The following is a 22,757-nucleotide window of genomic DNA, read 5'->3' as shown; positions in this document are numbered from 1 at the left end:
CCGTCCGGAGCCCGGCAGGCGGGAATGGCCGACGCGCCCGTCGGTGTTCTGGGCCACAGGATGCGATCGGTCCTCTTGAGGAGAGAGATGTCTGACAACAGCACGGTGACCGGCAGGACCCCCGTCGATTTCTGGTTCGACCCGCTCTGTCCGTGGGCCTGGATGACCTCCCGCTGGATGCTGGAGGTGGAGAAGGTCCGCGACGTCGAGGTCCGCTGGCACGTGATGAGCCTGGCCGTGCTCAACGAGGACCGGCTCGACGAGCTGCCCGAGGAGTACCGCGACATGCTGGAGAACAAGGCGTGGGGCCCGGTCCGCGTCGTGATCGCCGCCCAGCAGAAGCACGGCGACGACATCGTGGGTCCGCTCTACACGGCCCTCGGCACCCGTTTCCACAACCGGGGCGAGGGGCCCACCCGCGAGGCGGTCCTCGGCGCCCTCGAGGACGTCGGCCTGCCCGCCGAACTCGCCGAGTACGCCGACTCCGACGCCTACGACACCGAACTGCGCGCCTCCCACCGCGAGGGCATCGAGAAGGTCGGCCAGGACGTCGGCACCCCGGTCATCGCCGTCCCCGGCCCGGACGGCGAGCAGATCGCCTTCTTCGGCCCGGTCGTCACCCCTGCCCCCAAGGGCGAGGAGGCGGCGAAGCTGTGGGACGGCACGCTCCTGGTCGCCTCGATCCCCGGCTTCTACGAGATCAAGCGCACCCGCACCCAGGGCCCCGTCTTCGACTGAACCCGAGAGAGCGCAGAAGAGGGCCCCCGCGAGTCACGTCCTCGCGGGGGCCCTCCTTCATCCGCCTGCCCGGTGAAAGGTGAGAAGACGATCACGAGGCAGGACGTCCGGGGCGCCGGTCAGGGCGCGAGCAGGAGCACGTCCGCGCGCTCCTTGGCGGCGGCGTAGCGCTTGGCCACGTCCTGCCAGTTGACGACCTGCCACATGGCCTCGATGAAGTCGACCTTCTGGTTCTTGTACTGGAGGTAGAAGGCGTGCTCCCAGGCGTCGAAGACCAGGACGGGCACCGAGCCCTGGCCCACGTTGCCCTGGTGGTCGTAGACCTGCTCGACGATCAGCCGGCCGCTCACCGGCTCGTAGGCGAGGACGCCCCAGCCCGAACCCTGCGTGGTGGCCGCGGCCTTGGTCAGCTGGGACTTGAAGCCGGCGAAGGAGCCGAACGACTCGGTGATCGCGTCCGCGAGGTCGCCGACGCCGTCCGCCGCGAGCGGTTCGCCGCCGCCGTCACCGGTCATGTTGTGCCAGTAGATGGAGTGCAGGATGTGGCCGGAGAGGTGGAACGCGAGGTTCTTCTGCAGCCCGTTGACGGCTCCCCACGCCTCCTTGTCGCGCGCCTCCGCCAGCTGCTCCAGGGTGTCGTTCGCCCCCTTCACGTACGCGGCGTGGTGCTTGTCGTGGTGCAGCTCGATGATCTGCGGGTTGATGACCGGTTCGAGCGCCGCGTAGTCGTACGGGAGTTCCGGAAGCGTGTACGTGGCCATGGTTCGAAGCCTCCAACTGCTGTGCTGTTGTTATTGCAACCTATATGCAAGAGCAGGCTAACAGCAGCAAGGGCTGAGGGGTGATCAGTCCTTCGGCGTAGGACCGGAGCGTCGCGACGCTCCGGTACCAGCGGGACGAACCCGTAGCGTCGCGACGGTCCGGCGTCGACGGGACGGTCTCGTAGCGACGCAACGGTCCGGTGTCGGGACGGTCCGGTAGCGTCGCCACGCTCCGGTACCGACGGGACGAACCCGTAGCGTCGTGACGATCCGGTGGCGTCGCGACGGCCCCGCACCAGCAGGACGGTCCGGTAGCGTCGCGACGCTCCCGTACAGACGCGACAACGCCGGGCGGCCCGGATCCCTCCGGCCCGCCCGGCGTTCCGTCCGGGGCTCTGACTGTCCGCGCCTATCCGCGCTCCGCGGACTCCCGACGCTCCGCCGGCTCCTGACGCTCCACGGGCTCCTGACCCGCCGCGCGCCTCTGGCGCACCGCGCCCACCGCGATCAGGACCACCGTCAGCGCCCCCGTCGCCAGCAGCTGGTCGCGGGTGTCCGGCTGGCGGAGCATCAGGACGAAGATGCCGGCCATGGCCAGCAGGGCGACCAGGGTCAGCCCCGGGAACAGCCACATCCGGACGACCAGCCGCTGCGGGGCCTCGCGCTCCAGCCGGGAGCGCAGGATCAGCTGGGAGACGGCGATGAAGATCCAGACGACCAGGATCACCGCGCCGATCATGTTGAGCAGCCACGGGAAGACGTCGTCGGGCCGCCAGTAGCTCAGCAGCACGCATCCGAAGCCGAACGCCGACGAGACCAGGACCGCCGTGCGGGGCACCCCCGAGCCGACCCGGCCCAGCCGCTTCGGGCCCTGGCCGCGGGCCACCAGTGAGCAGGCCATGCGGGAGGCGCCGTAGACATTCGCGTTCATCGCCGACAGCAGCGCCACCAGGATGACCACGTTCATGATCTCCGCCGCCCCGGCGATGCCCAGGTGGTCCAGTGCCGCGTAGAAGGGGCCCACCTCCACGACCTTCGGGTCGTCCCACGGCACCAGGGTCACGACGACGGCCATCGAGCCCACGTAGAACAGCGCGATCCGCCACATCGCCGTCCGCACGGCCTTCGCGACGCCCCGCACCGGATCCTCGGACTCCGCCGCGGCGATGGTGACGGTCTCCAGGCCCCCGTACGCGAAGACGGAGGCGAGCAGGCCGATGACGAGGCCCTCCGGACCGTTGGGCAGGAAGCCTCCCTCGCCGGTGAGGTTCGCCGTGCCGGGGGCGTCCGTGCCGGGGAGGACCCCGAGCACCGCCAGCACCCCCAGCACCAGGAACAGTGTGATCGCGGTGACCTTCAGCGCCGCGAACCAGAACTCGAACTCGCCGAACCGTGTCACCGAGGCCAGGTTCGTCCCCAGGAACACCACCATGAACAGCGCCACCCAGGCCCACTCCGGCGTCCCCGGCAGCCAGCCGGTGACGATCTTCGCCGCCGCGATGCCCTCCAGGCCGACGGCGACGCAGAGCAGCACCCAGAACGCCCAGCCCGCAGTGAACCCGGCCCACGGGCCGATCGCCCGCTCTGCGTGCACGGAGAAGGAACCGGAGGCCGGATGGGCCGCCGACATCTCGCCCAGCATGCGCATCACGAGCATCACCAGCAGACCGGAGACCGCGTACGCGATCACGATCGAGGGGCCCGCGGCGGCGATGCCGGCGCCGGAGCCGACGAAGAGCCCGGCGCCGATCACCCCGCCGAGCGCGATCATGGACAGATGGCGCTGCTTGAGGCCGTTCCCGAGCGCGGCCTCCGTTCCGGCGGCCGGCCCGGACGGATCGGCCGGTTCGGTGGGGGAGCCGGTGGGGGGAGACGCGGAAGTCCGGGGCATGGACGAACTCTGTTCACTGGTCGAGACGGGGGGATGGGAACCAGTCTGAGCACGCGCCCCGCTCAACGGGAACCGTCGTTCGCTATACGGGCACCAGGGCCTCACACGACGCACACCGGACCGCCTGGACCCCGTCCCCGCCATCCGCCGCCGCTTTAGAGGGAATTCACAGTCGCGCCCCTGGTGGCCGGTTCACCCGCAAGGGGCATCATCACCTCTCACCTCCGTGACGAGCATCACCCCCCGACGCGATTGCGTGCACCGGATTGTGTGAACCCCACCAACCCCTCATTCACCCCTTTGTGGGCCGCTGCCGGTGTTCCGGTCATACTCCGTCGGCTAACGTCACCCTCGGTCCGTCCCACCTGCCCTCACCCCCGCGGAGATCCGATGAGCACTGCAGCCGCCCCCGTCCGTACCGGAGCGGTCCTCGCCGACCTGCTGCCCGCCGCCCGGAACCGCTATGCCGTGGACACCGCCCTGGTGCTCGGCGGCGCCGCGCTCACCGGCATAGCGGCCCAGATCGCCGTCCCGGTGCCCGGCTCCCCGGTCCCCGTCACCGGCCAGACCTTCGCCGCGCTCCTCGTCGGCACCGCGCTCGGCGCCCGCCGCGGCTTCCTCTCCCTGGCCGTCTACGCGCTCGTCGGCATGGCCGGCATGCCGTGGTTCTCGGCCGGCAGCTCCGGCGCGGGCGGCGCCTCCTTCGGTTACGTCCTCGGCATGCTGCTCGCCGCCACCGTCGTCGGCGGTCTCGCCCGCCGCGGCGGCGACCGTTCCGTGCTGCGCACCGCCGGCACGATGGTTCTCGGCTCGGCGATCATCTACGCCGTCGGCGTCCCCTACCTCGCCCTGTCCACGGGCATGTCCGCGAGCGCCGCGATCGCGGCAGGCCTCACCCCCTTCCTCCTCGGCGACGCCCTGAAGGCCGCCCTGGCCATGGGCGCCCTGCCCGCCTCCTGGAAGCTGCTGGGCCACCGCGGCTGACGCACCGTACGGACGAAGAGGCCCGCCGGCACCGCTGCGAAGCGCCGGCGGGCCTTCGCGCGTCCGCCCTGCCCGACACCGGGCACACCCCACCCCCGTCGTCCGCGGCCCGGCGCCGCACGTGCCACACTGCCCCCATGCGCGTGTACCTCGGATCCGACCATGCCGGCTACGAACTCAAGAACCACCTCGTCGAGTGGCTCAAGGGGCAGGACCACGAAGTCGTCGACTGCGGTCCCCACATCTACGACGCCCAGGACGACTACCCCCCGTTCTGCCTGCGCGCCGCCGAGAAGACGGCCGCCGACCCGGACAGCCTCGGCATCGTGATCGGCGGCTCCGGCAACGGCGAGCAGATGGCCGCCAACAAGGTCAAGGGCGTCCGCGCCGCACTCGCCTGGAGCGAGCAGACCGCCGCCCTCGGCCGTGAGCACAACAACGCCAACGTGATCTCCATCGGTGGCCGCATGCACACCACCGAGGAGGCCACCAAGTTCGTCGAGATCTTCCTGGCCACCCCGTACTCGGGCGACGCGCGGCACACCCGCCGCATCGACATGCTCACCGCGTACGAGAACACCGGCGAACTGCCCCCGATCCCGGCCCACCACCCGCAGCAGGGCTGACCGCCCCTACCCTTGACCGTGCCGCCGGTACCCCCGGCGGCACAGCCATGTCACGAGGAGAACCGCAGCCGTGCCCGAGGGACACACCATCCACCGCCTCGCGGACGACCACCGCGCACGCTTCGCCGGGCGGCCGGTACGGGTCAGCAGCCCGCAGGGCCGGTTCGCCGACAGCGCCGCCCTGCTCGACGGCCTGGTCCTCGACGAGGCCGACGCCCACGGCAAGCACCTCTTCCTCGGCTTCGGGGACCGCGGCTGGGTCCACATCCACCTCGGCCTGTTCGGCAAGCTCGGATTCGGTACGGTCCCGGCCCCGCCGCCCACCGACACGGTGCGGCTGCGCCTGCTCAACGACGCCCACCACGCCGATCTGCGCGGCCCCACCGCCTGCGCCCTGATCACCGACACCGAGAAGGCCGCGATACGGGAACGGCTGGGACCGGACCCGCTGCGCCCCGACGAGGACGGCGAGCGCGCCTGGCGTCGGATCTCCCGCAGCCGCGTCACCGTCGCAGCCCTGCTCATGGACCAGAAAGTCGTCGCCGGCGTCGGCAACGTCTACCGCGCCGAGGTCCTCTTCCGCCACGGCATCGACCCGTACCGCGCCGGCAAGGACCTCACCCGCCGCGAATGGGACGCGATCTGGACCGACCTGGGCGCCCTGATGCGCGAGGGCGTACGGAACAACCGCATCGACACCGTCCGCCCCGAGCACCTGCCCGAGGCGATGGGCCGCCCGCCGCGCGTGGACGACCACGGCGGCGAGGTGTACGTCTACCGGCGGGCCCGGCAGGCCTGCCACATCTGCGGCGGCGAGATCCGCACCGCGGACCTCGCCGCCCGCAACCTCTTCTGGTGCCCCGGCTGCCAGACCCGCTGAGGACGCCCCGGGCCCGCCCCCGAAAGGGCCCCGGCCCGCGCCCTCCGCACGGACCGGCGCCTCAGAACCCCCGGGGCAGCCACGGCGCGACATCGGACAGGAACGCCGCCGACGCCTCCGCCAGCGCACCCGCCCGCACCTCGCGCACCCGGCCGGCCCCGGCCATCGCGGAGAGCGCCTCCCCGCCCAGATAGGCCGACGCCAGCTCCCGCACCGAGAGCGCCAGATCGGCCGGGTCCTCGGTGCGCCGGCAGGTGGCGGCCCCCTTCGCGTCCGCCGTCAGCCGCCAGCGCCCCGCGTTCCACGGGCAGAAGGCGTCCTCCACCTCGAACACCACGTCCAGCGGCCCCCGGTAGCTCCGCGCCTCCAGCGCCGCGCCCAGCTCCACCAGCCGTACGTACAGCGAGTCCCGCAGCCGAACGTCGCACCGCCGCACGTCCGACACCATGTGCAGCAGCGGGTCGTCCACCGGCCGGTTCCGCGCCTCGACCTCCGTCATCAGGTCGATCCCGAACAGATGGCGCCACAGCGCCGCGTACGCCGCCGGGTCCAGCGCCGCGAGATCACCGACCAGCACCCGGCCCTTGGGGCCCGCCTTGTCCCACGCCGGCCGGAGATGGAAGTTGGTGTAGCCGACGATCTCGCCGTCGCGCTCCGCCAGCAGGCACTGCAGGGCCGAACCGCCCTCCCGCGTGCTGACCGGATCGATCAGCGGCTTGCGCTCCCAGCCGGGACCGTGCGCCGGAACGCCCGGCCGGCCCGCCACCAGGCGCGCGTACACGCCCTCGCACGCCGCGACCGCCTCGTCCGCGCGCGCGTACCGCAGCCGCACCCCGTCCGTCCCCTCCGGCACGCTCAGCCGCACCCGGTCCGTGTCGATGACCAGGGACATCTGCCGGCTCGCCACCCCGTAACCGAACCGGCCGTAGATCGCCGGCTCGGAGGCCGTCAGCACCGCGATCGGCTCGCCCAGCGCCCGGACGTCGTCGAGCTGTCGGCGCATCATCGAGGTGAGCAGCCCGCGCCTGCGGTGCGTCGCCGCCACGCTCACCATCGTCACCCCGGCCGCCGGCACCATCGCCCCGCCCGGCACCGCCACCCGGAAGCTGAACGCGCCCGCGGTCCCCACCACGTCGTCGCCGTCCCAGATCCCGATCGACCGCTCGTGCTCGGTCACCGCCTCGTCCAGCTCACGCTGCTCGGGCGGCTCCGCCACCCCGCCGAAGGCGAGCTCCAGACACTCGAACCACTGGTTCCACTCGGACGGGCGCAGCACACGGAGCTCTGTAGTCATGGGCCATGCCTACCAGGGCGTCCGAGGCCCGGCGACCCGTTTTCGAACGCATTGTCACGGGGTCCCCCTGCACCGGAGGCCCCCGGATCGATAAGGTCCCCGCAATGGCCCGACGCGCAGGAGCAGAGACGTACCCGGCCCGGTTGCGGAAATCGGCGCACCGGGTACGCACGGCGCTGCGCCGCTCCGGGGTCGACTACTTCCGGGGCGACGGCTCCGACTGGGTCGCGCTGGCCGCGCTGATGCTGACCGTCCCGGCCCTCACCTGCGCCACCCTGCTCGATCCGCTCTGGTTCGCGCCGACCGTGCTCGTCCTGCCGATCGTCGCCGGCGGTCTGCTGCTGCGCCCGGCCAGCCTGCTCGGGCTGTACGCGACGGCCGCGGCCGCCCTGATCGTGGAGGCGCTCCGGCTCGGCCCGTACGAGGACGGTCCGGGTCGCATCACCCCGGGCACCGTGCTCACCGTGGCCGCCTGCGGATTCCTCGGGCTGATCCTCGCCCAGTTCCGCGCCCGGGTCGGGGTGCCCTGGCGGCGCGGCGGCACCATGCTCTTCGACCTGCGCGAACGCATCCGGGTGCAGAGCGCCCTGCCCCGGCTGCCGCAGGGCTGGCACCGCGAGATGGCGCTGCGCCCGGCGGGCGGGCAGTCGTTCTCCGGGGACTTCGTCGTGGCGGCCCGCACCAACGGCGGGCGCACCCTGGAGGCCGTGCTCACCGACGTCTCCGGCAAGGGCATGGACGCCGGCTCCCGGGCCCTGCTGCTCTCCGGCGCCTTCGGCGGCCTCCTCGGCTCGCTGCCGCCGCACGGTTTCCTTCCCGCGGCCAACGGCTATCTGCTGCGCCAGGACTGGGACGAGGGCTTCGCCACCTCGATCCATCTGGTGCTCGACCTGCACTCGGGGGACTACGAACTGCTCTCGGCCGGCCATCCCCCCGCCCTCCAGCTCCACGCCGGCAGCGGCCAGTGGGAGGAGAAGGCGGCGGAGGGGCCGCTGCTCGGGGTGTACGACGGGGCGGAGTTCGACGCCGTGAAGGGCCATCTCGCCCCGGGCGACGTGCTGATGCTGTTCACCGACGGCCTGGTGGAGGCCGCCGACCGTGACATCGCGGAGGGCATCGACCGGCTGACCGGCGAGGCCGACCGCTATGTCACGACGGGATTCGAGGGTGCGGCGTGGCACCTCATCGAGGCGTGCGCCAAGGACGTCAACGACGACCGGGCACTGCTGCTGCTCTCGCGCAAGGCCTGACGGACCGTACGCGTACGGCCCGCGCCCTCAGCCGGTGGTGAGGGGGACCGCCTCGCGGCCGCGGGGGAGCAGCCGGGCCAGCCAGTGCGAGCGTCCGGCCGCCAGGGGGGCCAGCACCGCGAGCAGCAGGACGTAGCAGGCGATGAACGGCGAGAGCCGCTCGTCCAGTCCCGCGCCCGCCGCCATCGTGGCGAGGATCAGCGCGAACTCGCCGCGCGCCACCAGGGTGGTCGAGATGTTCGCGGTGGCCTGGGGGCCGAAACCGTACACCTTGGCGGCGGCGAGTCCGGCGAGGACGTTCATGGCGAGGGTGACGGCCACGGCGGCCAGGACCGGCCAGACCACGGTGGGCAGATCGCCGGGGTTGATGGAGAGACCGAACGCGAAGAAGAAGATGGCGCCGAAGGCGTCGCGCAGCGGATGGACCAGTTTGAGGATGCGTTCCCCCGAGGTCGTGCTGCCGAGCATCAGACCCACCATGAACGCGCCGATGGCGTCCGCGACACCGAACCACTCGGAGATGCCCGCCACCAGGACGGCCGCTCCGAGGAAGGAGATGACGAGCAGTTCGTCGTCGCGGGTGTGGATGAGCTTGCCGACGATCCGGGTGCCGAAGCGGGCGGCCAGCGCGAGGATCAGCAGGAAGCCGAAGGCCTTGCCCCCGTCGACGGCGGCCGAGGCGAGGCTGTCGGCGCCGGAGAGGATGGGCTGGAGGGCCGCGAGGTAGAGGGCGAGGAACACGTCCTCGACGACGATGATGCCGAGGATCGGCTTGGTCTCCGGATTGCCGATGCGGCCGAGGTCGACCAGGACCTTGGTGACGATCGCGGACGACGATATGCCGAGCACTCCGGCGAGGACCAGCGCCTCGGAGGTGCCCCAGCCGAGTGCGAAGCCGAAGCCGAGCCCGGCCCCGACGTTCAGCGCGAGATAGGTGCCCCCGGCGAGCGCCATCTTGCGGCCGCCCGCCTTGAGGTCGTCGAGGTGGAACTCCAGGCCGAGGTAGAAGAGCAGCAGCACCAGGCCGAGCGCGGAGAGCATCTCCAGCTCGTGCGGGTCGGCGACCAGGACGATGCCGGGTGTGTGCGGGCCGAGCAGGATCCCGGCCAGGATGAACAGGGGGATGGTGGGCAGTCCGATACGGCTGCCGACGCGGGCGAGGACGGCGGCGGCGAGGAAGGCGCCGCCCATGGCGATGAGCGTGTCTGCGTGTCCGATGAGCCTGATCCTTCTTTAGGTCAAGAGAACGTCAAGAAATCGTCAGTAATTAGTTTACCGAACGATCCACGCCGCTCCCGGTCCCCCTGGGGAGGCCCGGTGGCCGGGCCGTACGCTCACCCCATGACCGCCACCTCCGAGGCAGCCGCCCGCCCGCCCCTGACCCTGGCCGAGATCGAGGCCCTCGCCCGCGCGGCCCACGCCGGTCAGCGCGACAAGGCGGGCCGGCCCTACACGGAGCACCTCGCCGCCGTCGCGGAGGGGGTGCGCGCCCGGGGCGGCAGTGAGGAGCAGATCGCGGCGGCCTGGCTGCACGACGCGGTGGAGGACCGGGCGCTCAGTGAGGAGTGGCTGGCCGGTGCCGCGCTGCCGGCACGGGTCAAGGAGATGGTGCTCGCCGTCACCAAACGGGAGGGCGAGGAACTGCCCGCGTACGCCGGGCGGATTCTGGCCACACCCGGGGCCCTGCTGGTCAAGGAGGCCGATCTGGCCCACAACGCGGACCCGGACCGGCTCGCGGTTTTGGACGCGGCCACCCGTACCCGGCTGACCGCGAAGTATGCGCTGGTACGCGAGCTTCTGGGGCTCTCCGTACGGTGACGGGCCCCGAGCGTCGCTATTGAGCCAACACGGCGGCGGCCCGCCCCCCCCCGGGGGCGGGGGGCCGGGGGGCCGGGGAGCGGGTGCCGGTGCGGGGGGCGAGTCCGATCTGGGCGGGCGCCCGGCCCTCCGAGGGGGCCGGGCGCCGCCGTGTCCGGGTGCCGTGGACGGGGTCGTGCTCAGATCCTGGCGGCGTCCCTCCGGAACGCCCAGTCCATGTCCGGCTCGGTCACGCACCGCAGCGCGCGCCGTACCGGAGGCGTGCACATCAGCGTCACCCCGGCCGAGGCGACTACCGAGAACAGCACCAGACCGGTCGGCGAGACCAGCCACTCGTTCCGGTCGACGAGGCCGGAGTACTCGACGCCCTTGACCATGAAGCCGTGCAGCAGATAGCCGCAGATCGTCCCGGCGCCGAGCACCGTGAACCACATGCGGCGGCGCGGCACCCAGGACAGGAACGCGGCGGTGAGCAGGACCGCGCAGCCGAACAGCGCGAGCGTCATCACCGCGCCGTACCACCACGGGTTGCCCATGTCCTGGGCGCTGGAGTTCCGCAGGAACCAGCCCAGTTGCATCCGGTGCGCCGCCCAGTACGCGAACACCACCGCTCCCAGGACCAGGGGCACGGCCAGGATCCGCACCTCGCGGCGGCGCACCAGCCGGAAGTGCTCGGGAGTGAGCCGGAGCCCCAGCACGAAGAAGGGCAGGAACTGCAGGACGCGCGGCAGGTCGAGGTCGTCGCCGATGCTGGGCGCGAACGACGCCAGGCAGGCGATGACCAGGGAGACGGCCAGGGGGTGGCGCAGGTTTTGCCAGATCGGCGTGGTGAGACGCCAGATGAACAGCGCCGCCAGGAACCACGTCAGGTACCAGGGCTCGGTGAGGCTGACGGGGGCATCGGGGTCGTCGACGTACCGCCGGAAGAGCGAGTACCCGGTCTCGAACACCACGTACGGCACGGCCACCCCGGTGACCAGCCGCTTCACCTTGGCCGGGCTCAGGTCGAACGACCGTGAGAAATAACCCGAGATGATGATGAACGCGGGCATGTGGAAGGTGTACGTCACCATGTACAGCGCGCGGGCGGCCCGGCTCCCGTCCATGACGGGCACCCAGGAGTGCGCCACCGCGACGAGCACGATGGCCAGGTACTTGGCGTTGTCGAAGTAGGCATCCCGCCGTTTCGCCGCGGCGGCCTGATCGGGCCGGTCCGCGGTGGTCGCCGGTGCGTCCGGTCTGGGCTCCGACTCCCGGGTCGCCGATGGGAGCGGGGCCCTCTGAAATGCGTGCGGAGCGTGGAACATCTCAAGCACCCTAGACGTCTCGATTGCAATGCGTAAAACCGCGTTCGAATATCCCGGCTGCCCGCGCAGATGCCTCTCAAACCGTCAACTTGCGCCCGAAATGCCCCTACTTACTCCCCTTAAATGGGGCATATCGCCCGTCCGTTATGGAGGTGAATTCCCACTCGCTGCCCTGTCGGAATTGCATGTGAATAAACCGTGTGGATACAGAAACGATCACCGTTGCAATTGCATGCACGCCCGGCCGGTGGCCGACCGGGCCGCCCCTCGGGCGACCGGCGCCGGGGCCGGTGCGGGGCGGTCCGGGCGGCCACCGGCGGACCGGCCGGCGCGCAGGGGGCGCAGGGGGCGCAAGATGGCGCGATATCGACAGGTCGATTCGTCACCCGGCAGCAACCACAGGGCAGTTGGTGGCACCATGGACGGAACGGAGGAGTGCAGGGCCGCACCTCTCCGGGCCGGCAAGGCGGACCGACCGAGGGTGTGAACAGTCGTGGCCATTTCACTGTCCGTGGTGCTTCTTTTGGCGATCATCCTGGTGGTCATGATCCGAGGCGGCTCCATCAAGGGCGGACCCGCGGTCGTCGCGGTGCTCTTCGGCTTCTTCCTGGCGTCGACCGGCATGGCTCCGTCGATCAACAGGTTCATGAACTCGATAGCCGAGACGATCAACCAGATCACCTTCTGACCCGCCGGCCCGGCCGCGCGGACCGGGCAACGCGAAAGGGCCCGGTCCGAACGGACCGGGCCCCTGCGTCATGGAGCGGGCGACGGGAATCGAACCCGCGTAGCTAGTTTGGAAGACTAGGGCTCTACCATTGAGCTACGCCCGCAAGCGGCGCACCGCAGGTCACCTGGACCGCGGCACGAGAAGCATCGTAGCGGGTCGTGGGCGCCTCCCGCACACCCCATTCGAGGCGCGCGGCGCGAGGTCCGACGGGCCCGCGGAAACCGGCCGATGCACTGCCTCACTGCATGTACCCTACGTGTCGCACCGACGGGGTGTGGCGCAGCTTGGTAGCGCGTCCGCTTTGGGAGCGGAAGGTCGTCGGTTCGAATCCGGCCACCCCGACCACCGGCAAGATCGCGTTGTGGGAGTCCTCCCCCTTGCCGTTACTATGCAAAATGCGTGCCCGTGTGTCTGATGTACCGGGCTCGGTCGGCGAAGCCGCCTGTGAAGCGGTGGAGCAGAACCCCAAGAAGTCAGCCACCAAGGAGACCGAACCGTGAAGAGCGCCGTGGAGACCCTGAACCCGACCCGGGTTCGGCTCAGCATCGAGGTGCCCTTCGAGGAGCTCAAGGACAGCCTCGACGCGGCGTACAAGAAGATCAACCAGCAGGTCACGGTGAAGGGGTTCCGCAAGGGCAAGATCCCCAACCGGGTCATCGACCAGCGGTTCGGCCGGGGTGCTGTGCTGGAGGAGGCCGTCAACGACGCGCTCCCGAAGTTCTACACCGAGGCCGTCAACGAGGGTGAGCTCAACGTCCTCGGCCAGCCCGAGGTCGACATCACGGAGTTGAAGGACGGCGAGCTGCTGGCCTTCACCGCCGAGGTCGACGTGCGCCCCGAGATCGAGATCCCGGACTACTCCGGCATCGAGGTCACCGTCGACGCCCTCGAGGTCAGCGACGAGGACGTCGAGAAGGCCGTGGAGCAGCTGCGCGAGCGCTTTGCCTCCACCAACCCGGTCGAGCGCGCCGCCGCCGAGGGCGACGTCGTGACGATCGACCTGGAGGCCAAGGTCGACGGAGAGGTGCTGGAGGACGGCGTCGCCGAGGGTGTCTCGTACACCATCGGTTCCGGCGAGCTGCTCGACGGCATCGACGCCGCCGTGACCGGCCTGGAGGCCGGTGGCGAGGCCACCTTCACCTCCGAGCTGAAGGGCGGCTCCGCCGAGGGCAAGGAAGCGGAGGTCACCGTCAAGGTCACCGCCGTCGCCGCCCGCGAGCTCCCCGAGCTCGACGACGACTTCGCCCAGATGGCCAGCGAGTTCGACACGCTGGAGGAGCTGAAGGCCGACAGCCGCAAGCGCCTGGAGAACACCAAGCAGTACGACCAGGCCACCCAGGCCCAGGAGCGCGTCCTGGAGGAGCTGCTGAAGCTCGCCGAGGTCCCGATCCCGGAGAAGCTGCTCGCGGACGAGATCCAGACCCGCAAGCACAACCTGGAGCACCACCAGCTCGGCCAGATGGGCCTGACCCTCGACAAGTACCTGGAGATCCAGGGCAAGACGCTCGAGGAGTTCGAGACCGAGACGTCCGAGCAGGCCGTCAAGGGCATCAAGACCCAGTTCATCCTCGACGAGCTGGTCAACAAGGAGAAGCTGAACGTCAACCAGGAGGAGCTCACCGAGCACCTCATGCGGCGTGCCGCCTCCTCCGGCATGAGCCCGGACCAGTTCGCCCAGGCCGTCGTCGAGGGCGGCCAGGTGCCGATGCTCGTCGGTGAGGTCGCCCGCGGCAAGGCGCTCGCCGTGGTCGTCGAGGCCGCCAAGGTCGTCGACACCAACGGTGAGGTCGTCGACCTGGAGGACGACGAGGAAGAGGCCGTCGAGACGGTCGAGGCCGCCGAGGGCACCGACCTCCCCGCCGAGGAGAAGACCGAGGCCTGAGCCTCGCTCACCATCCGCCCGACGGGCTCCGGACACCAGTTGTCCGGAGCCCGTCGTCGTATCCCCGCACGCCCCCACAACCCTTGTGCGGACTGCGGAGCTTGCGCTCCCAGCGAACAGTTGCGGAAGCGGGATGGCGTTGTCCCACCTGCGCGTTAGGGTCCATGAAGAGGAAGGGTCGGGGAGTCCCGGCCCACCCCGGTACGAAGACGCTGAGACGGCCGGAGCCGTCAGAGACGAGCAGGTGGATACGTGACGAATCTGATGCCCTACGCCGCCGGTGAGCCGTCCCTCGGTGGAGGCCTCGGTGACCAGGTCTACAGCCGACTGCTCGGCGAGCGCATCATCTTCCTCGGTCAGCAGGTCGACGATGACATCGCCAACAAGATCACCGCACAGCTTCTCCTCCTTGCCGCCGAGCCGGACAAGGACATCTACCTCTACATCAACAGCCCCGGCGGCTCGGTGACGGCCGGCATGGCCGTCTACGACACCATGCAGTACATCCCGAACGACGTGGTCACCATCGGGATGGGCATGGCCGCCTCCATGGGCCAGTTCCTGCTCACCGGCGGCACCGCCGGCAAGCGCTTCGCGCTCCCGAACACCGACATCCTCATGCACCAGGGTTCGGCCGGCATCGGCGGTACGGCCTCGGACATCAAGATCCAGGCCCAGTACCTGCTGCGCACCAAGCAGCGCATGGCGGAGATCACCGCCCGCCACTCCGGCCAGACCGTGGAGACGATCATCCGCGACGGCGACCGCGACCGCTGGTACACCGCGGAGGAGGCCAAGGAGTACGGCCTCATCGACGAGATCATCACGATCGCATCGGGCGTTCCGGGCGGCGGCGGCACCGGCGCCTGATCCGGTTCCCCGGACAGCGCCCACCGCACCGCATCTCTCGTACGCCGAGACCCCAGCCCACAGAACGCCACCAGGATGGTGAACACCCACATGAACAACTTCCCCGGCGCCTCCGCGAGCGGCCTCTACACCGGCCCGCAGGTGGACAACCGCTACATCGTGCCCCGCTTCGTGGAGCGGACCTCGCAGGGCGTGCGTGAGTACGACCCGTACGCGAAGCTCTTCGAGGAGCGCGTGATCTTCCTCGGCGTGCAGATCGACGACGCGTCCGCCAACGACGTCATGGCGCAGCTGCTGTGCCTGGAGTCGATGGACCCGGACCGGGACATCTCCATCTACATCAACAGCCCCGGCGGCTCGTTCACCGCGCTCACCGCGATCTACGACACGATGCAGTTCGTGAAGCCGGACATCCAGACGGTCTGCATGGGCCAGGCCGCCTCCGCCGCCGCCGTGCTGCTCGCCGCGGGCACGCCGGGCAAGCGCATGGCGCTGCCCAACGCCCGCGTCCTGATCCACCAGCCGTCCTCGCAGACCGGCCGTGAGCAGCTCTCCGACCTGGAGATCGCGGCCAACGAGATCCTGCGCATGCGGACCCAGCTGGAGGAGCTGCTGGCCAAGCACTCCACCACGCCGATCGAGAAGATCCGCGACGACATCGAGCGCGACAAGATCCTGACGGCCGAGGACTCCCTCGCCTACGGTCTGATCGACCAGATCGTGTCGACCCGCAAGAGCGCGGCCGGAGCGGCCGCCTGACGTCGGCCTTTACCCCTTGGCGCGGCCGGCACGTCCGGCCCCGGCCGTGTGAACCGTGCCAAGGGGGGCCCGAACGGGGGGCCAGGCAAGGTACCGTCGGATAGAGGCACCAGGAGCCGCTGAACCAGGCGTCTCCCAGGCGAAGGGGAAGCACCTCGTGGCACGCATCGGTGATGGCGGCGACCTGCTCAAGTGCTCGTTCTGCGGAAAGAGCCAGAAGCAGGTGAAGAAGCTCATCGCGGGACCCGGTGTGTACATCTGCGACGAGTGCATCGATCTCTGCAACGAGATCATCGAGGAGGAGCTCGCGGAGACGAGCGAGGTGCGCTGGGAGGAGCTTCCCAAGCCCCGCGAGATCTACGAGTTCCTGGAGGGGTACGTCGTCGGGCAGGAGCCCGCGAAGAAGGCCCTCTCCGTCGCTGTGTACAACCACTACAAGCGGGTCCAGGCCGGCGAGAACGGCGGCGCCGGGAACCGCGACGACGCGATCGAGCTCGCCAAGTCGAACATCCTGCTGCTGGGCCCCACGGGCTCCGGCAAGACCCTCCTCGCGCAGACGCTGGCCCGCATGCTCAACGTCCCGTTCGCCATCGCCGACGCGACGGCGCTGACGGAGGCCGGCTACGTCGGCGAGGACGTCGAGAACATCCTGCTGAAGCTGATCCAGGCCGCCGACTACGACGTCAAGAAGGCCGAGACCGGGATCATCTACATCGACGAGATCGACAAGGTCGCCCGCAAGAGCGAGAACCCGTCGATCACCCGCGACGTCTCCGGCGAGGGCGTCCAGCAGGCCCTCCTCAAGATCCTTGAGGGCACCACCGCCTCCGTACCGCCGCAGGGCGGCCGGAAGCACCCGCACCAGGAGTTCATCCAGATCGACACGACGAACGTGCTGTTCATCGTGGGCGGCGCCTTCTCCGGCCTGGAGAAGATCATCGAGTCCCGGGCCGGCGCCAAGGGCATCGGCTTCGGCGCCACGATCCGCTCCAAGCGGGAGATCCAGGCGAGCGACCAGTTCCAGGAGGTCATGCCGGAGGACCTGGTGAAGTTCGGGATGATCCCCGAGTTCATCGGCCGCCTCCCCGTCCTGACCTCGGTCCACAACCTGGACCGCGAGGCCCTCCTCCAGATCCTCATCGAGCCGCGCAACGCGCTGGTCAAGCAGTACCAGCGCCTCTTCGAACTCGACGGCGTGGAGCTGGACTTCGAGCGCGAGGCCCTCGAAGCCATCGCCGACCAGGCCATCCTCCGCCAGACCGGCGCCCGCGGCCTGCGCGCGATCATGGAGGAAGTCCTCCAGTCCGTGATGTACGAGGTCCCGTCCCGCAAGGACGTCGCCCGCGTCGTCATCACCGCCGACGTGGTCCGCAACAACGTCAACCCCACCCTGGTCCCGCGCGAACCGCGCACGATCGGCAAGGGCGACGAGGGCCGGCACGAGAAGTCCGCGTAGCGGCCGTTTCTCCCCGTCACGTACGCGAAGGGGCGCCCGACCGGTTGATCCGGCGGGGCGCCCCTTCGCGTTGCCGCAGGGTCAGATCTTGGTGCGGGAGGTGTTGTAGAGCTTGGCGGTGATGCCGGCGACATCGTCCTGGCTCATGCCCTTGCCGGACATCGACAGCGCCACGTCCACACCGAGCACGGTGCCGACGGTGCTGTAGTCGGCCCAGACGCACACGGGGATCTGGAATTCCTTCGGCCCCTTCGCGATGGTCCCGTCGCCCTTTGTGTTCGTGATCTTGAGGTCCTGGCACTTCATGAGGGCGCCCTTGAAGCCGTCCGGCGTGACGGCCCTGGGGCTGCCGACGAGCTGGACGTCCATCCCGTTCTCGCCCTTCTTGAAGTCCGACTCCGCGTTGTTGAACGCGTTGTCGATGACCTTCGCCGGGTCGGTGACATCGCCCCAGTAGCCGGAGAGCGTGATCGACTTCGCCCCCATCGGGTTCGCCTCGGATCCCGACTCGTACGTGCCGCCCGCCTTCTGCGGGTTCTTGATGCCGAGCCCCTCGAGCCTGGTCTTCTCCTCGCCGGTCGCCGCACCGGACTCCCCGGAGCTGGACCCCTTCTTGTACCCGTCCAGCGTCGCCGCGGGCGTCAGCTTGTACCCCTTCGTGGAGTCCGCGACATCGCTGTTGCTCGCGCCGCCGTCCGAGGTCAGGAAGTACACGCCGCCCGCGATGACCGCCAGGGCGACCACGGAGACGGCGACGATGAGGCCGGTCTTCTTCTTGGGCTCGGCCGGGGGGAAGCCCGGCTGCTGGCCGTAGACCGGCTGGCCGCCGTACGGGGGAGTGGGGGGCTGCTGGCCGTAGGGGCCGGGCTGCTGGGGCTGGGGGTAGCCGTAGCCCGGCTGCTGCTGCGGGACGCCCTGGGGCGCCTGCTGCGGGTAGCCGTACCCGGGCTGGCCCTGCGGCGGCTGCTGGCCGTACGGGCCGGGCTGCTGCTGGCCGTAGGGACCGGGCTGGCCCTGCGGGGGGCCGCCGTACGGTCCGGGCTGGCCCTGCGGCGGCTGGCCGCCGTACGGGCCCGGCTGGTTGTAGCTCATTGCGGTGTCCCCTGTTCGTGATGCTTACGCGTTCCGAACATCCTGGCGGAAGCTTCGCGCGCGTGGAGCACCGGGAGGTACACCGTTACCGAACAATCCCGTTTCAGTGCACTCCTGTGACGGCTCTAAACTGTGGTGCGTGACCGACAACGCAGCGCACCAGCCAGCCAGCAACCCCGAACTGCCGACCCAGTACACGCCGGCCGCGGTAGAGGGGACGCTGTACGAGCGCTGGGTAGAACGCGGTTACTTCGAGGCGGACGCCAAGAGCGAGAAGCCTCCGTTCACGATCGTCATCCCCCCGCCGAACGTCACCGGCGCCCTCCACCTGGGCCATGCCTTCCAGGTCACGCTGATGGACGCGATCACGCGCCGCAAGCGCATGCAGGGCTTCGAGACCCTCTGGCTGCCCGGCATGGACCACGCGGGCATCGCCACGCAGAACAAGGTCGAGCAGCAGCTCGCCGAGGAGGGCAAGTCCCGGCACGACATCGGCCGGGAGGCCTTCGTCGAGAAGACCTGGCAGTGGAAGGAGGAGTACGGCGGCCGGATCCTCGGCCAGCTGCGCCGCCTCGGTGCCGGTCTCGACTGGTCGCGTGAGCGCTTCACCATGGACGAGGGCCTCTCCCAGGCCGTCCAGACGATCTTCAAGAACCTGTACGACGACGGTCTGATCTACCGCGCCGAGCGCATCATCAACTGGTGCCCGCGCTGTCTGACCGCGATCTCCGACATCGAGGTCGACTACCAGGACGACGACGGCGAGCTGGTCTCGCTGACGTACGGCGAGGGCGACGAGACGCTCGTCGTCGCGACCACCCGCGTCGAGACGATGCTGGGCGACACCGCGGTCGCCGTCCACCCGGACGACCCCCGCTACGCCCACCTCGTCGGCAAGCGGATCAAGCTGCCGCTGACCGACCGCACCATCCCGGTCGTCGCCGACACCCACGTCGACCCCGAGTTCGGCACCGGCGCCGTCAAGGTGACCCCCGCCCACGACCCGAACGACTTCGCCATCGGCCAGCGCCACGGCCTGGAGATGCTCACCGTCATGGACGAGCGGGCCATCATCACCGTGCCCGGCCCGTTCGAGGGGCTCGACCGCTTCGAGGCCCGCGCCGCCATCGTCGCCGCCATGCGCGAGCAGGGCCGCGTCGTCGCCGAGAAGCGCCCGTACACGCACTCCGTCGGGCACTGCTCGCGCTGCAAGACGACCGTCGAGCCGCGTCTCTCGCTCCAGTGGTGGGTCAAGGTCGAGACGCTCGCCAAGACCGCCGGCGACGCGGTCCGCGAGGACCGGGTCGCGCTGCACCCCAAGGACATGGAGAAGCGGTACTTCGACTGGGTCGACAACCTCAACGACTGGTGCATCTCGCGCCAGTTGTGGTGGGGCCACCGCATCCCCGTCTGGTACGGCCCCGAGGGCCAGGTCGTCTGCGTCGGACCCGACGAGCAGCCGCCGAGCGGCGAGGGCTGGACCCAGGACGAGGACGTCCTCGACACGTGGTTCTCCTCCGGGCTGTGGCCCTTCTCCACGCTGGGCTGGCCCGAGCGGACCCCGGACCTGGAGAAGTTCTATCCGACCGACGTCCTGCTCACGGGCCACGACATCATCTTCTTCTGGGTCGTCCGGATGATGATGTTCGGCCTGTACGCGATGGACGGCGAGGTCCCGTTCAGGACGGTCGCGCTGACCGGGCTCGTCCGCGACGAGTTCGGCAAGAAGATGTCGAAGTCGAACCCCAACGCCGTCGACCCGATCGACTGGATGGACGCCTACGGCTCCGACGCGGTCCGCTTCACGCTGGCCAACGGCGCCAACCCCGGTGCCGACGTCCCGATCGGCGAGGACTGGGTCAAGGCCTCCCGCAACTTCGCCAACAAGATCTGGAACGCGACCCGCTTCGCGCTGATGAACGGCGCGACGACCGAGGGCGAGCTGCCGCCCGCCGAACAGATGTCGGCGAACGACCGGTGGATCCTCTCCCGGCTCAACACGGTCGTCGCCGAGGCGGACGCGTACTACGAGGACTTCCAGTTCGCCAAGCTCTCCGACGCCCTCTACCACTTCGCGTGGGACGAGGTCTTCGACTGGTACGTCGAGCTGTCCAAGACCACGTTCTTCGCCGGCGGCGAGCCGGCCAAGGTCTCGGCCCGGGTCCTCGGTGAGGTCCTGGACAAGCTGCTGCGGATCCTCCACCCGATCGTCCCCTTCGTCACCGAGACCCTGTGGACCGCGCTCACCGGCCGCGAGTCCGTCGTCGTCGCCGAGTGGCCGGAGGACTCGGGCTTCCGCGACCCCGCGGCCGAGCAGGAGATCGCGCTCGTCCAGCAGCTCGTCACCGAGGTCCGCCGCTTCCGCACCGACCAGGGCCTCCAGCCCGGCCAGAAGGTCCCGGCCGAGCTGACCCTGACCGGGACGCCGCTGGCCCCGCACGAGGCGGCCATCCGCCAGGTGCTGCGGCTCCAGCCGGCCGGCGAGGGCTTCCACGCCACCGCCTCGCTGCCCGTCGCCGGGGCGACCGTCGCGCTGGACCTGTCCGGCACGATCGACGTCGGCGCCGAGCGCAAGCGGCTGACGAAGGACCTGGAGGCGGCGCGGAAGGAGAAGGCGCAGGCCACCGGGAAGCTCGGCAACGAGGCGTTCCTGGCCAAGGCCCCGGACAACGTGGTCGACAAGATCCGCGGCCGGCTCGCCAAGGCCGAGGCCGACATCGAGCGGATCACCGGCCAGCTGGCCGGACTGCCCCAGGGCTGATGTGCTGAGCACGGAGCCCCCGCGCACCCGACCGACCGGGCGCGCGGGGGCTCCGCCGTTCCGGCCGGCGCGGGCCGTGCCGCCGCCCCGGGCGGCTGCGCGCGTTGTCGGTGCCGGTCCGTAGACTGGGGCCCGTGAGTGAGCCCCGCCCTTCCGACCGGCACGACGCCTCCGATTCCGACGACGCCTTCGCGGAGATCGTCGGCGAAGCGACCCAGCGCGACCCCGACCTGGCGGTGATCGAGGCCGGGAGCCGTACGCTGCGCGCCGCCTCCGGCCCGCCGCAGGCCGACGAGGTCCCCGCCCGCCCCGCCGACCCGGAGGTGGACAAGGCACTGCGCGCGGTGGAGCAGGAGCTCGCCGGGCGCTGGGGCGAGACCAAGCTGGAGCCGTCCGTGGCGCGGATCGCCGCGCTCATGGACGTGCTCGGCGAGCCGCAGCGCGCCTACCCGTCGATCCACATCACGGGAACCAACGGCAAGACGAGCACCGCCCGCATGATCGAGGCCCTGCTCGGCGCCTTCGACCTGCGCACCGGGCGGTACACCTCCCCGCACGTCCAGTCGATCACCGAGCGGATCAGCCTGGACGGCGCCCCGATGGACCCGGAGCGGTTCATCGCCACCTACGAGGACATCAAGCCGTACGTCGAGATGGTCGACGCGCAGCAGCCCTACCGGCTCTCCTTCTTCGAGGTGCTGACGGGCATGGCGTACGCGGCCTTCGCCGACTCCCCGGTCGACGTCGCGGTGGTCGAGGTCGGCATGGGCGGCAGCTGGGACGCGACCAATGTCATCGACGCCGGGGTCGCCGTCGTCACCCCGATCTCCCTGGACCACACCGACCGGCTGGGCTCCACGCCCGGCGAGATCGCGGTGGAGAAGTCCGGGATCATCAAGCAGGGCGCCACGGTCATCCTGGCGCAGCAGCCCGTCGACGCCGCCCAGGTGATGCTGAAGAAGGCCGTCGAGGTCGACGCCACCGTGGCCCGCGAGGGCATGGAGTTCGGCGTCGTCTCCCGGGAGGTCGCGGTCGGCGGCCAGCTGCTGACGCTGCGCGGCCTCGGCGGGGAGTACGACACGGTCTTCCTCCCGCTGTACGGCGCCCACCAGGCGCACAACGCGGCGGTGGCCCTGGCGGCCGTCGAGGCGTTCTTCGGCGTCGGTGCCGAGCGGCCCGGGGCGCTGGACGCCGACATCGTCCGCCGCGCCTTCGCCTCGGTGGTCTCGCCGGGCCGCCTGGAGGTCGTCCGCTCCAGCCCGACCGTGATCCTGGACGCCGCGCACAACCCGGCGGGTGCCCTCGCCACCGCGGAGGGCCTGTCCGAGGCCTTCGGCTTCTCCCGGCTGATCGGTGTGGTCGGCGCCAGCGGCGACAAGGACGTCCGGGGGCTCCTGGAGGCCTTCGAGCCGATCTTCGCGGAGATCGTCGTCACACAGAACTCCACCGAGCGCGCGATGGACGCGGACGCCCTGGCGGCCGTCGCCGTCGAGGTCTTCGGCGACGAGCGGGTCCAGGTGGAGCCGAGGCTCGACGACGCGCTGGAAGCGGCGATCACCCTCGCCGAGGAGGAGGACGAGTACGCGGGCGCCGGGGTGCTGGTGACCGGTTCCGTGATCACGGTCGGCGAGGCCCGGCTGCTTCTGGGAAGGCGCTGA

At 70.4% G+C, this 22,757-nt stretch carries 19 protein-coding genes and 2 tRNA genes; 14 read left to right on the top strand and 7 right to left on the bottom strand.

From position 1 onward, the window contains the following. Positions 1-87 precede the first annotated feature (87 nt). Positions 88-738 (top strand): DsbA family protein, encoded by a 651-nt coding sequence (locus ACFVDM_RS05175; RefSeq protein WP_383633412.1) that lies wholly within the window; start codon positions 88-90, stop codon positions 736-738. A gap of 119 nt (positions 739-857) precedes the next feature. On the opposite strand, the gene ACFVDM_RS05170 is transcribed toward ACFVDM_RS05175, so the two are convergent. Continuing rightward, the gene (locus ACFVDM_RS05170) at positions 858-1,499 is read right to left on the bottom strand and encodes a superoxide dismutase (RefSeq protein WP_383633409.1); all 642 of its coding nucleotides are present in this window, start codon (positions 1,497-1,499) and stop codon (positions 858-860) included. A gap of 409 nt (positions 1,500-1,908) precedes the next feature. Then, entirely contained in the window at positions 1,909-3,390 is a 1,482-nt protein-coding gene (locus ACFVDM_RS05165; RefSeq protein ID WP_383633407.1) for an amino acid permease, read from the bottom strand. Between the two features lie 390 nt (positions 3,391-3,780). Between ACFVDM_RS05165 and ACFVDM_RS05160 the strand changes: the two genes are divergently transcribed. The 3 genes from ACFVDM_RS05160 to ACFVDM_RS05150 all read left to right on the top strand — a co-directional run bounded on the left by ACFVDM_RS05160 (position 3,781) and on the right by ACFVDM_RS05150 (position 5,880). Beyond that, the gene (locus ACFVDM_RS05160; protein ID WP_383633404.1) at positions 3,781-4,374 is read left to right on the top strand and encodes a biotin transporter BioY; all 594 of its coding nucleotides are present in this window, start codon (positions 3,781-3,783) and stop codon (positions 4,372-4,374) included. A 137-nt stretch (positions 4,375-4,511) separates the two neighbouring features. Further along, positions 4,512-5,000: a ribose-5-phosphate isomerase gene (locus tag ACFVDM_RS05155; RefSeq protein ID WP_383633401.1), complete on the top strand. Its 489-nt coding sequence runs from the start codon at positions 4,512-4,514 to the stop codon at positions 4,998-5,000. 70 nt (positions 5,001-5,070) lie between these two features. Next, positions 5,071-5,880 (top strand): Fpg/Nei family DNA glycosylase, encoded by an 810-nt coding sequence (locus tag ACFVDM_RS05150; protein WP_383633398.1) that lies wholly within the window; start codon positions 5,071-5,073, stop codon positions 5,878-5,880. 61 nt (positions 5,881-5,941) lie between these two features. On the opposite strand, the gene ACFVDM_RS05145 is transcribed toward ACFVDM_RS05150, so the two are convergent. Then, on the bottom strand, positions 5,942-7,174 hold the full coding sequence (locus tag ACFVDM_RS05145; protein ID WP_383633395.1) for a GNAT family N-acetyltransferase: 1,233 nt from the start codon (positions 7,172-7,174) through the stop codon (positions 5,942-5,944). 104 nt (positions 7,175-7,278) lie between these two features. On the opposite strand from ACFVDM_RS05145, the gene ACFVDM_RS05140 reads away from it, so the two are divergent. Further along, positions 7,279-8,424: a PP2C family protein-serine/threonine phosphatase gene (locus ACFVDM_RS05140; RefSeq protein WP_383633392.1), complete on the top strand. Its 1,146-nt coding sequence runs from the start codon at positions 7,279-7,281 to the stop codon at positions 8,422-8,424. Between the two features lie 27 nt (positions 8,425-8,451). Here ACFVDM_RS05140 and ACFVDM_RS05135 read toward each other — a convergent pair whose 3' ends face one another. After that, on the bottom strand, positions 8,452-9,615 hold the full coding sequence (locus tag ACFVDM_RS05135) for a cation:proton antiporter (protein ID WP_383633389.1): 1,164 nt from the start codon (positions 9,613-9,615) through the stop codon (positions 8,452-8,454). A 150-nt stretch (positions 9,616-9,765) separates the two neighbouring features. On the opposite strand from ACFVDM_RS05135, the gene ACFVDM_RS05130 reads away from it, so the two are divergent. Further along, positions 9,766-10,242: an HD domain-containing protein gene (locus ACFVDM_RS05130; RefSeq protein WP_383633386.1), complete on the top strand. Its 477-nt coding sequence runs from the start codon at positions 9,766-9,768 to the stop codon at positions 10,240-10,242. A 179-nt stretch (positions 10,243-10,421) separates the two neighbouring features. Here ACFVDM_RS05130 and ACFVDM_RS05125 read toward each other — a convergent pair whose 3' ends face one another. Continuing rightward, on the bottom strand, positions 10,422-11,549 hold the full coding sequence (locus ACFVDM_RS05125) for an acyltransferase family protein (protein ID WP_383633383.1): 1,128 nt from the start codon (positions 11,547-11,549) through the stop codon (positions 10,422-10,424). 493 nt (positions 11,550-12,042) lie between these two features. On the opposite strand from ACFVDM_RS05125, the gene ACFVDM_RS05120 reads away from it, so the two are divergent. Continuing rightward, positions 12,043-12,237, top strand: a complete 195-nt coding sequence (locus ACFVDM_RS05120; RefSeq protein ID WP_383633380.1) for a hypothetical protein — start codon at positions 12,043-12,045, stop codon at positions 12,235-12,237. A gap of 71 nt (positions 12,238-12,308) precedes the next feature. Here ACFVDM_RS05120 and ACFVDM_RS05115 read toward each other — a convergent pair. After that, positions 12,309-12,382, bottom strand: a tRNA-Gly gene (locus tag ACFVDM_RS05115). 165 nt (positions 12,383-12,547) lie between these two features. Here ACFVDM_RS05115 and ACFVDM_RS05110 point away from each other — a divergent pair. The 5 genes from ACFVDM_RS05110 (at position 12,548) to clpX (ending at position 17,246) form a co-directional block, all read left to right on the top strand. Beyond that, positions 12,548-12,624, top strand: a tRNA-Pro gene (locus ACFVDM_RS05110). 151 nt (positions 12,625-12,775) lie between these two features. Further along, positions 12,776-14,161: a trigger factor gene (gene tig, locus ACFVDM_RS05105; protein WP_383633377.1), complete on the top strand. Its 1,386-nt coding sequence runs from the start codon at positions 12,776-12,778 to the stop codon at positions 14,159-14,161. A 264-nt stretch (positions 14,162-14,425) separates the two neighbouring features. Continuing rightward, on the top strand, positions 14,426-15,031 hold the full coding sequence (locus ACFVDM_RS05100; RefSeq protein WP_267008104.1) for an ATP-dependent Clp protease proteolytic subunit: 606 nt from the start codon (positions 14,426-14,428) through the stop codon (positions 15,029-15,031). 75 nt (positions 15,032-15,106) lie between these two features. Next, positions 15,107-15,790, top strand: coding sequence for an ATP-dependent Clp protease proteolytic subunit (locus ACFVDM_RS05095; RefSeq protein WP_383633374.1), 684 nt, complete (start codon positions 15,107-15,109; stop codon positions 15,788-15,790). Positions 15,791-15,947: 157 nt separating this feature from the next. Next, positions 15,948-17,246 (top strand): ATP-dependent Clp protease ATP-binding subunit ClpX, encoded by a 1,299-nt coding sequence (gene clpX, locus ACFVDM_RS05090; protein WP_383633371.1) that lies wholly within the window; start codon positions 15,948-15,950, stop codon positions 17,244-17,246. An 81-nt stretch (positions 17,247-17,327) separates the two neighbouring features. On the opposite strand, the gene ACFVDM_RS05085 is transcribed toward clpX, so the two are convergent. After that, a complete protein-coding gene (locus tag ACFVDM_RS05085; RefSeq protein WP_383633369.1) occupies positions 17,328-18,338 on the bottom strand; it encodes a hypothetical protein in 1,011 nt (336 codons plus the stop codon). 139 nt (positions 18,339-18,477) lie between these two features. Between ACFVDM_RS05085 and ACFVDM_RS05080 the strand changes: the two genes are divergently transcribed. Together ACFVDM_RS05080 and ACFVDM_RS05075 are read left to right on the top strand one after the other, a co-directional pair. Then, positions 18,478-21,099 (top strand): valine--tRNA ligase, encoded by a 2,622-nt coding sequence (locus ACFVDM_RS05080; RefSeq protein WP_383633366.1) that lies wholly within the window; start codon positions 18,478-18,480, stop codon positions 21,097-21,099. A gap of 134 nt (positions 21,100-21,233) precedes the next feature. Next, on the top strand, positions 21,234-22,757 hold the full coding sequence (locus ACFVDM_RS05075) for a bifunctional folylpolyglutamate synthase/dihydrofolate synthase (protein ID WP_383633363.1): 1,524 nt from the start codon (positions 21,234-21,236) through the stop codon (positions 22,755-22,757).

Origin of the sequence: Streptomyces sp. NPDC057682 (assembly GCF_042799575.1) — a bacterium.
GTDB lineage: Bacteria > Actinomycetota > Actinomycetes > Streptomycetales > Streptomycetaceae > Streptomyces.
This window is presented reverse-complemented; position numbering and strand designations above follow the sequence as displayed.

What these genes read in the sequence shown, in the direction of transcription:
- ACFVDM_RS05160 (WP_383633404.1), top strand. Translation starts at nt 3,781, where the DNA reads ATGAGCACTGCAGCCGCCCCCGTCCGTACCGGAGCGGTCCTCGCCGAC.
- ACFVDM_RS05130 (WP_383633386.1), top strand. Translation starts at nt 9,766, where the DNA reads ATGACCGCCACCTCCGAGGCAGCCGCCCGCCCGCCCCTGACCCTGGCC.
- ACFVDM_RS05155 (WP_383633401.1), top strand. Translation starts at nt 4,512, where the DNA reads ATGCGCGTGTACCTCGGATCCGACCATGCCGGCTACGAACTCAAGAAC.
- ACFVDM_RS05175 (WP_383633412.1), top strand. Translation starts at nt 88, where the DNA reads ATGTCTGACAACAGCACGGTGACCGGCAGGACCCCCGTCGATTTCTGG.
- ACFVDM_RS05095 (WP_383633374.1), top strand. Translation starts at nt 15,107, where the DNA reads ATGGTGAACACCCACATGAACAACTTCCCCGGCGCCTCCGCGAGCGGC.
- ACFVDM_RS05085 (WP_383633369.1), bottom strand. Translation starts at nt 18,338, where the DNA reads ATGAGCTACAACCAGCCGGGCCCGTACGGCGGCCAGCCGCCGCAGGGC.
- ACFVDM_RS05125 (WP_383633383.1), bottom strand. Translation starts at nt 11,549, where the DNA reads ATGTTCCACGCTCCGCACGCATTTCAGAGGGCCCCGCTCCCATCGGCG.
- ACFVDM_RS05135 (WP_383633389.1), bottom strand. Translation starts at nt 9,615, where the DNA reads ATGGGCGGCGCCTTCCTCGCCGCCGCCGTCCTCGCCCGCGTCGGCAGC.
- ACFVDM_RS05145 (WP_383633395.1), bottom strand. Translation starts at nt 7,174, where the DNA reads ATGACTACAGAGCTCCGTGTGCTGCGCCCGTCCGAGTGGAACCAGTGG.
- ACFVDM_RS05140 (WP_383633392.1), top strand. Translation starts at nt 7,279, where the DNA reads ATGGCCCGACGCGCAGGAGCAGAGACGTACCCGGCCCGGTTGCGGAAA.
- ACFVDM_RS05100 (WP_267008104.1), top strand. Translation starts at nt 14,426, where the DNA reads ATGCCCTACGCCGCCGGTGAGCCGTCCCTCGGTGGAGGCCTCGGTGAC.
- ACFVDM_RS05165 (WP_383633407.1), bottom strand. Translation starts at nt 3,390, where the DNA reads ATGCCCCGGACTTCCGCGTCTCCCCCCACCGGCTCCCCCACCGAACCG.
- ACFVDM_RS05170 (WP_383633409.1), bottom strand. Translation starts at nt 1,499, where the DNA reads ATGGCCACGTACACGCTTCCGGAACTCCCGTACGACTACGCGGCGCTC.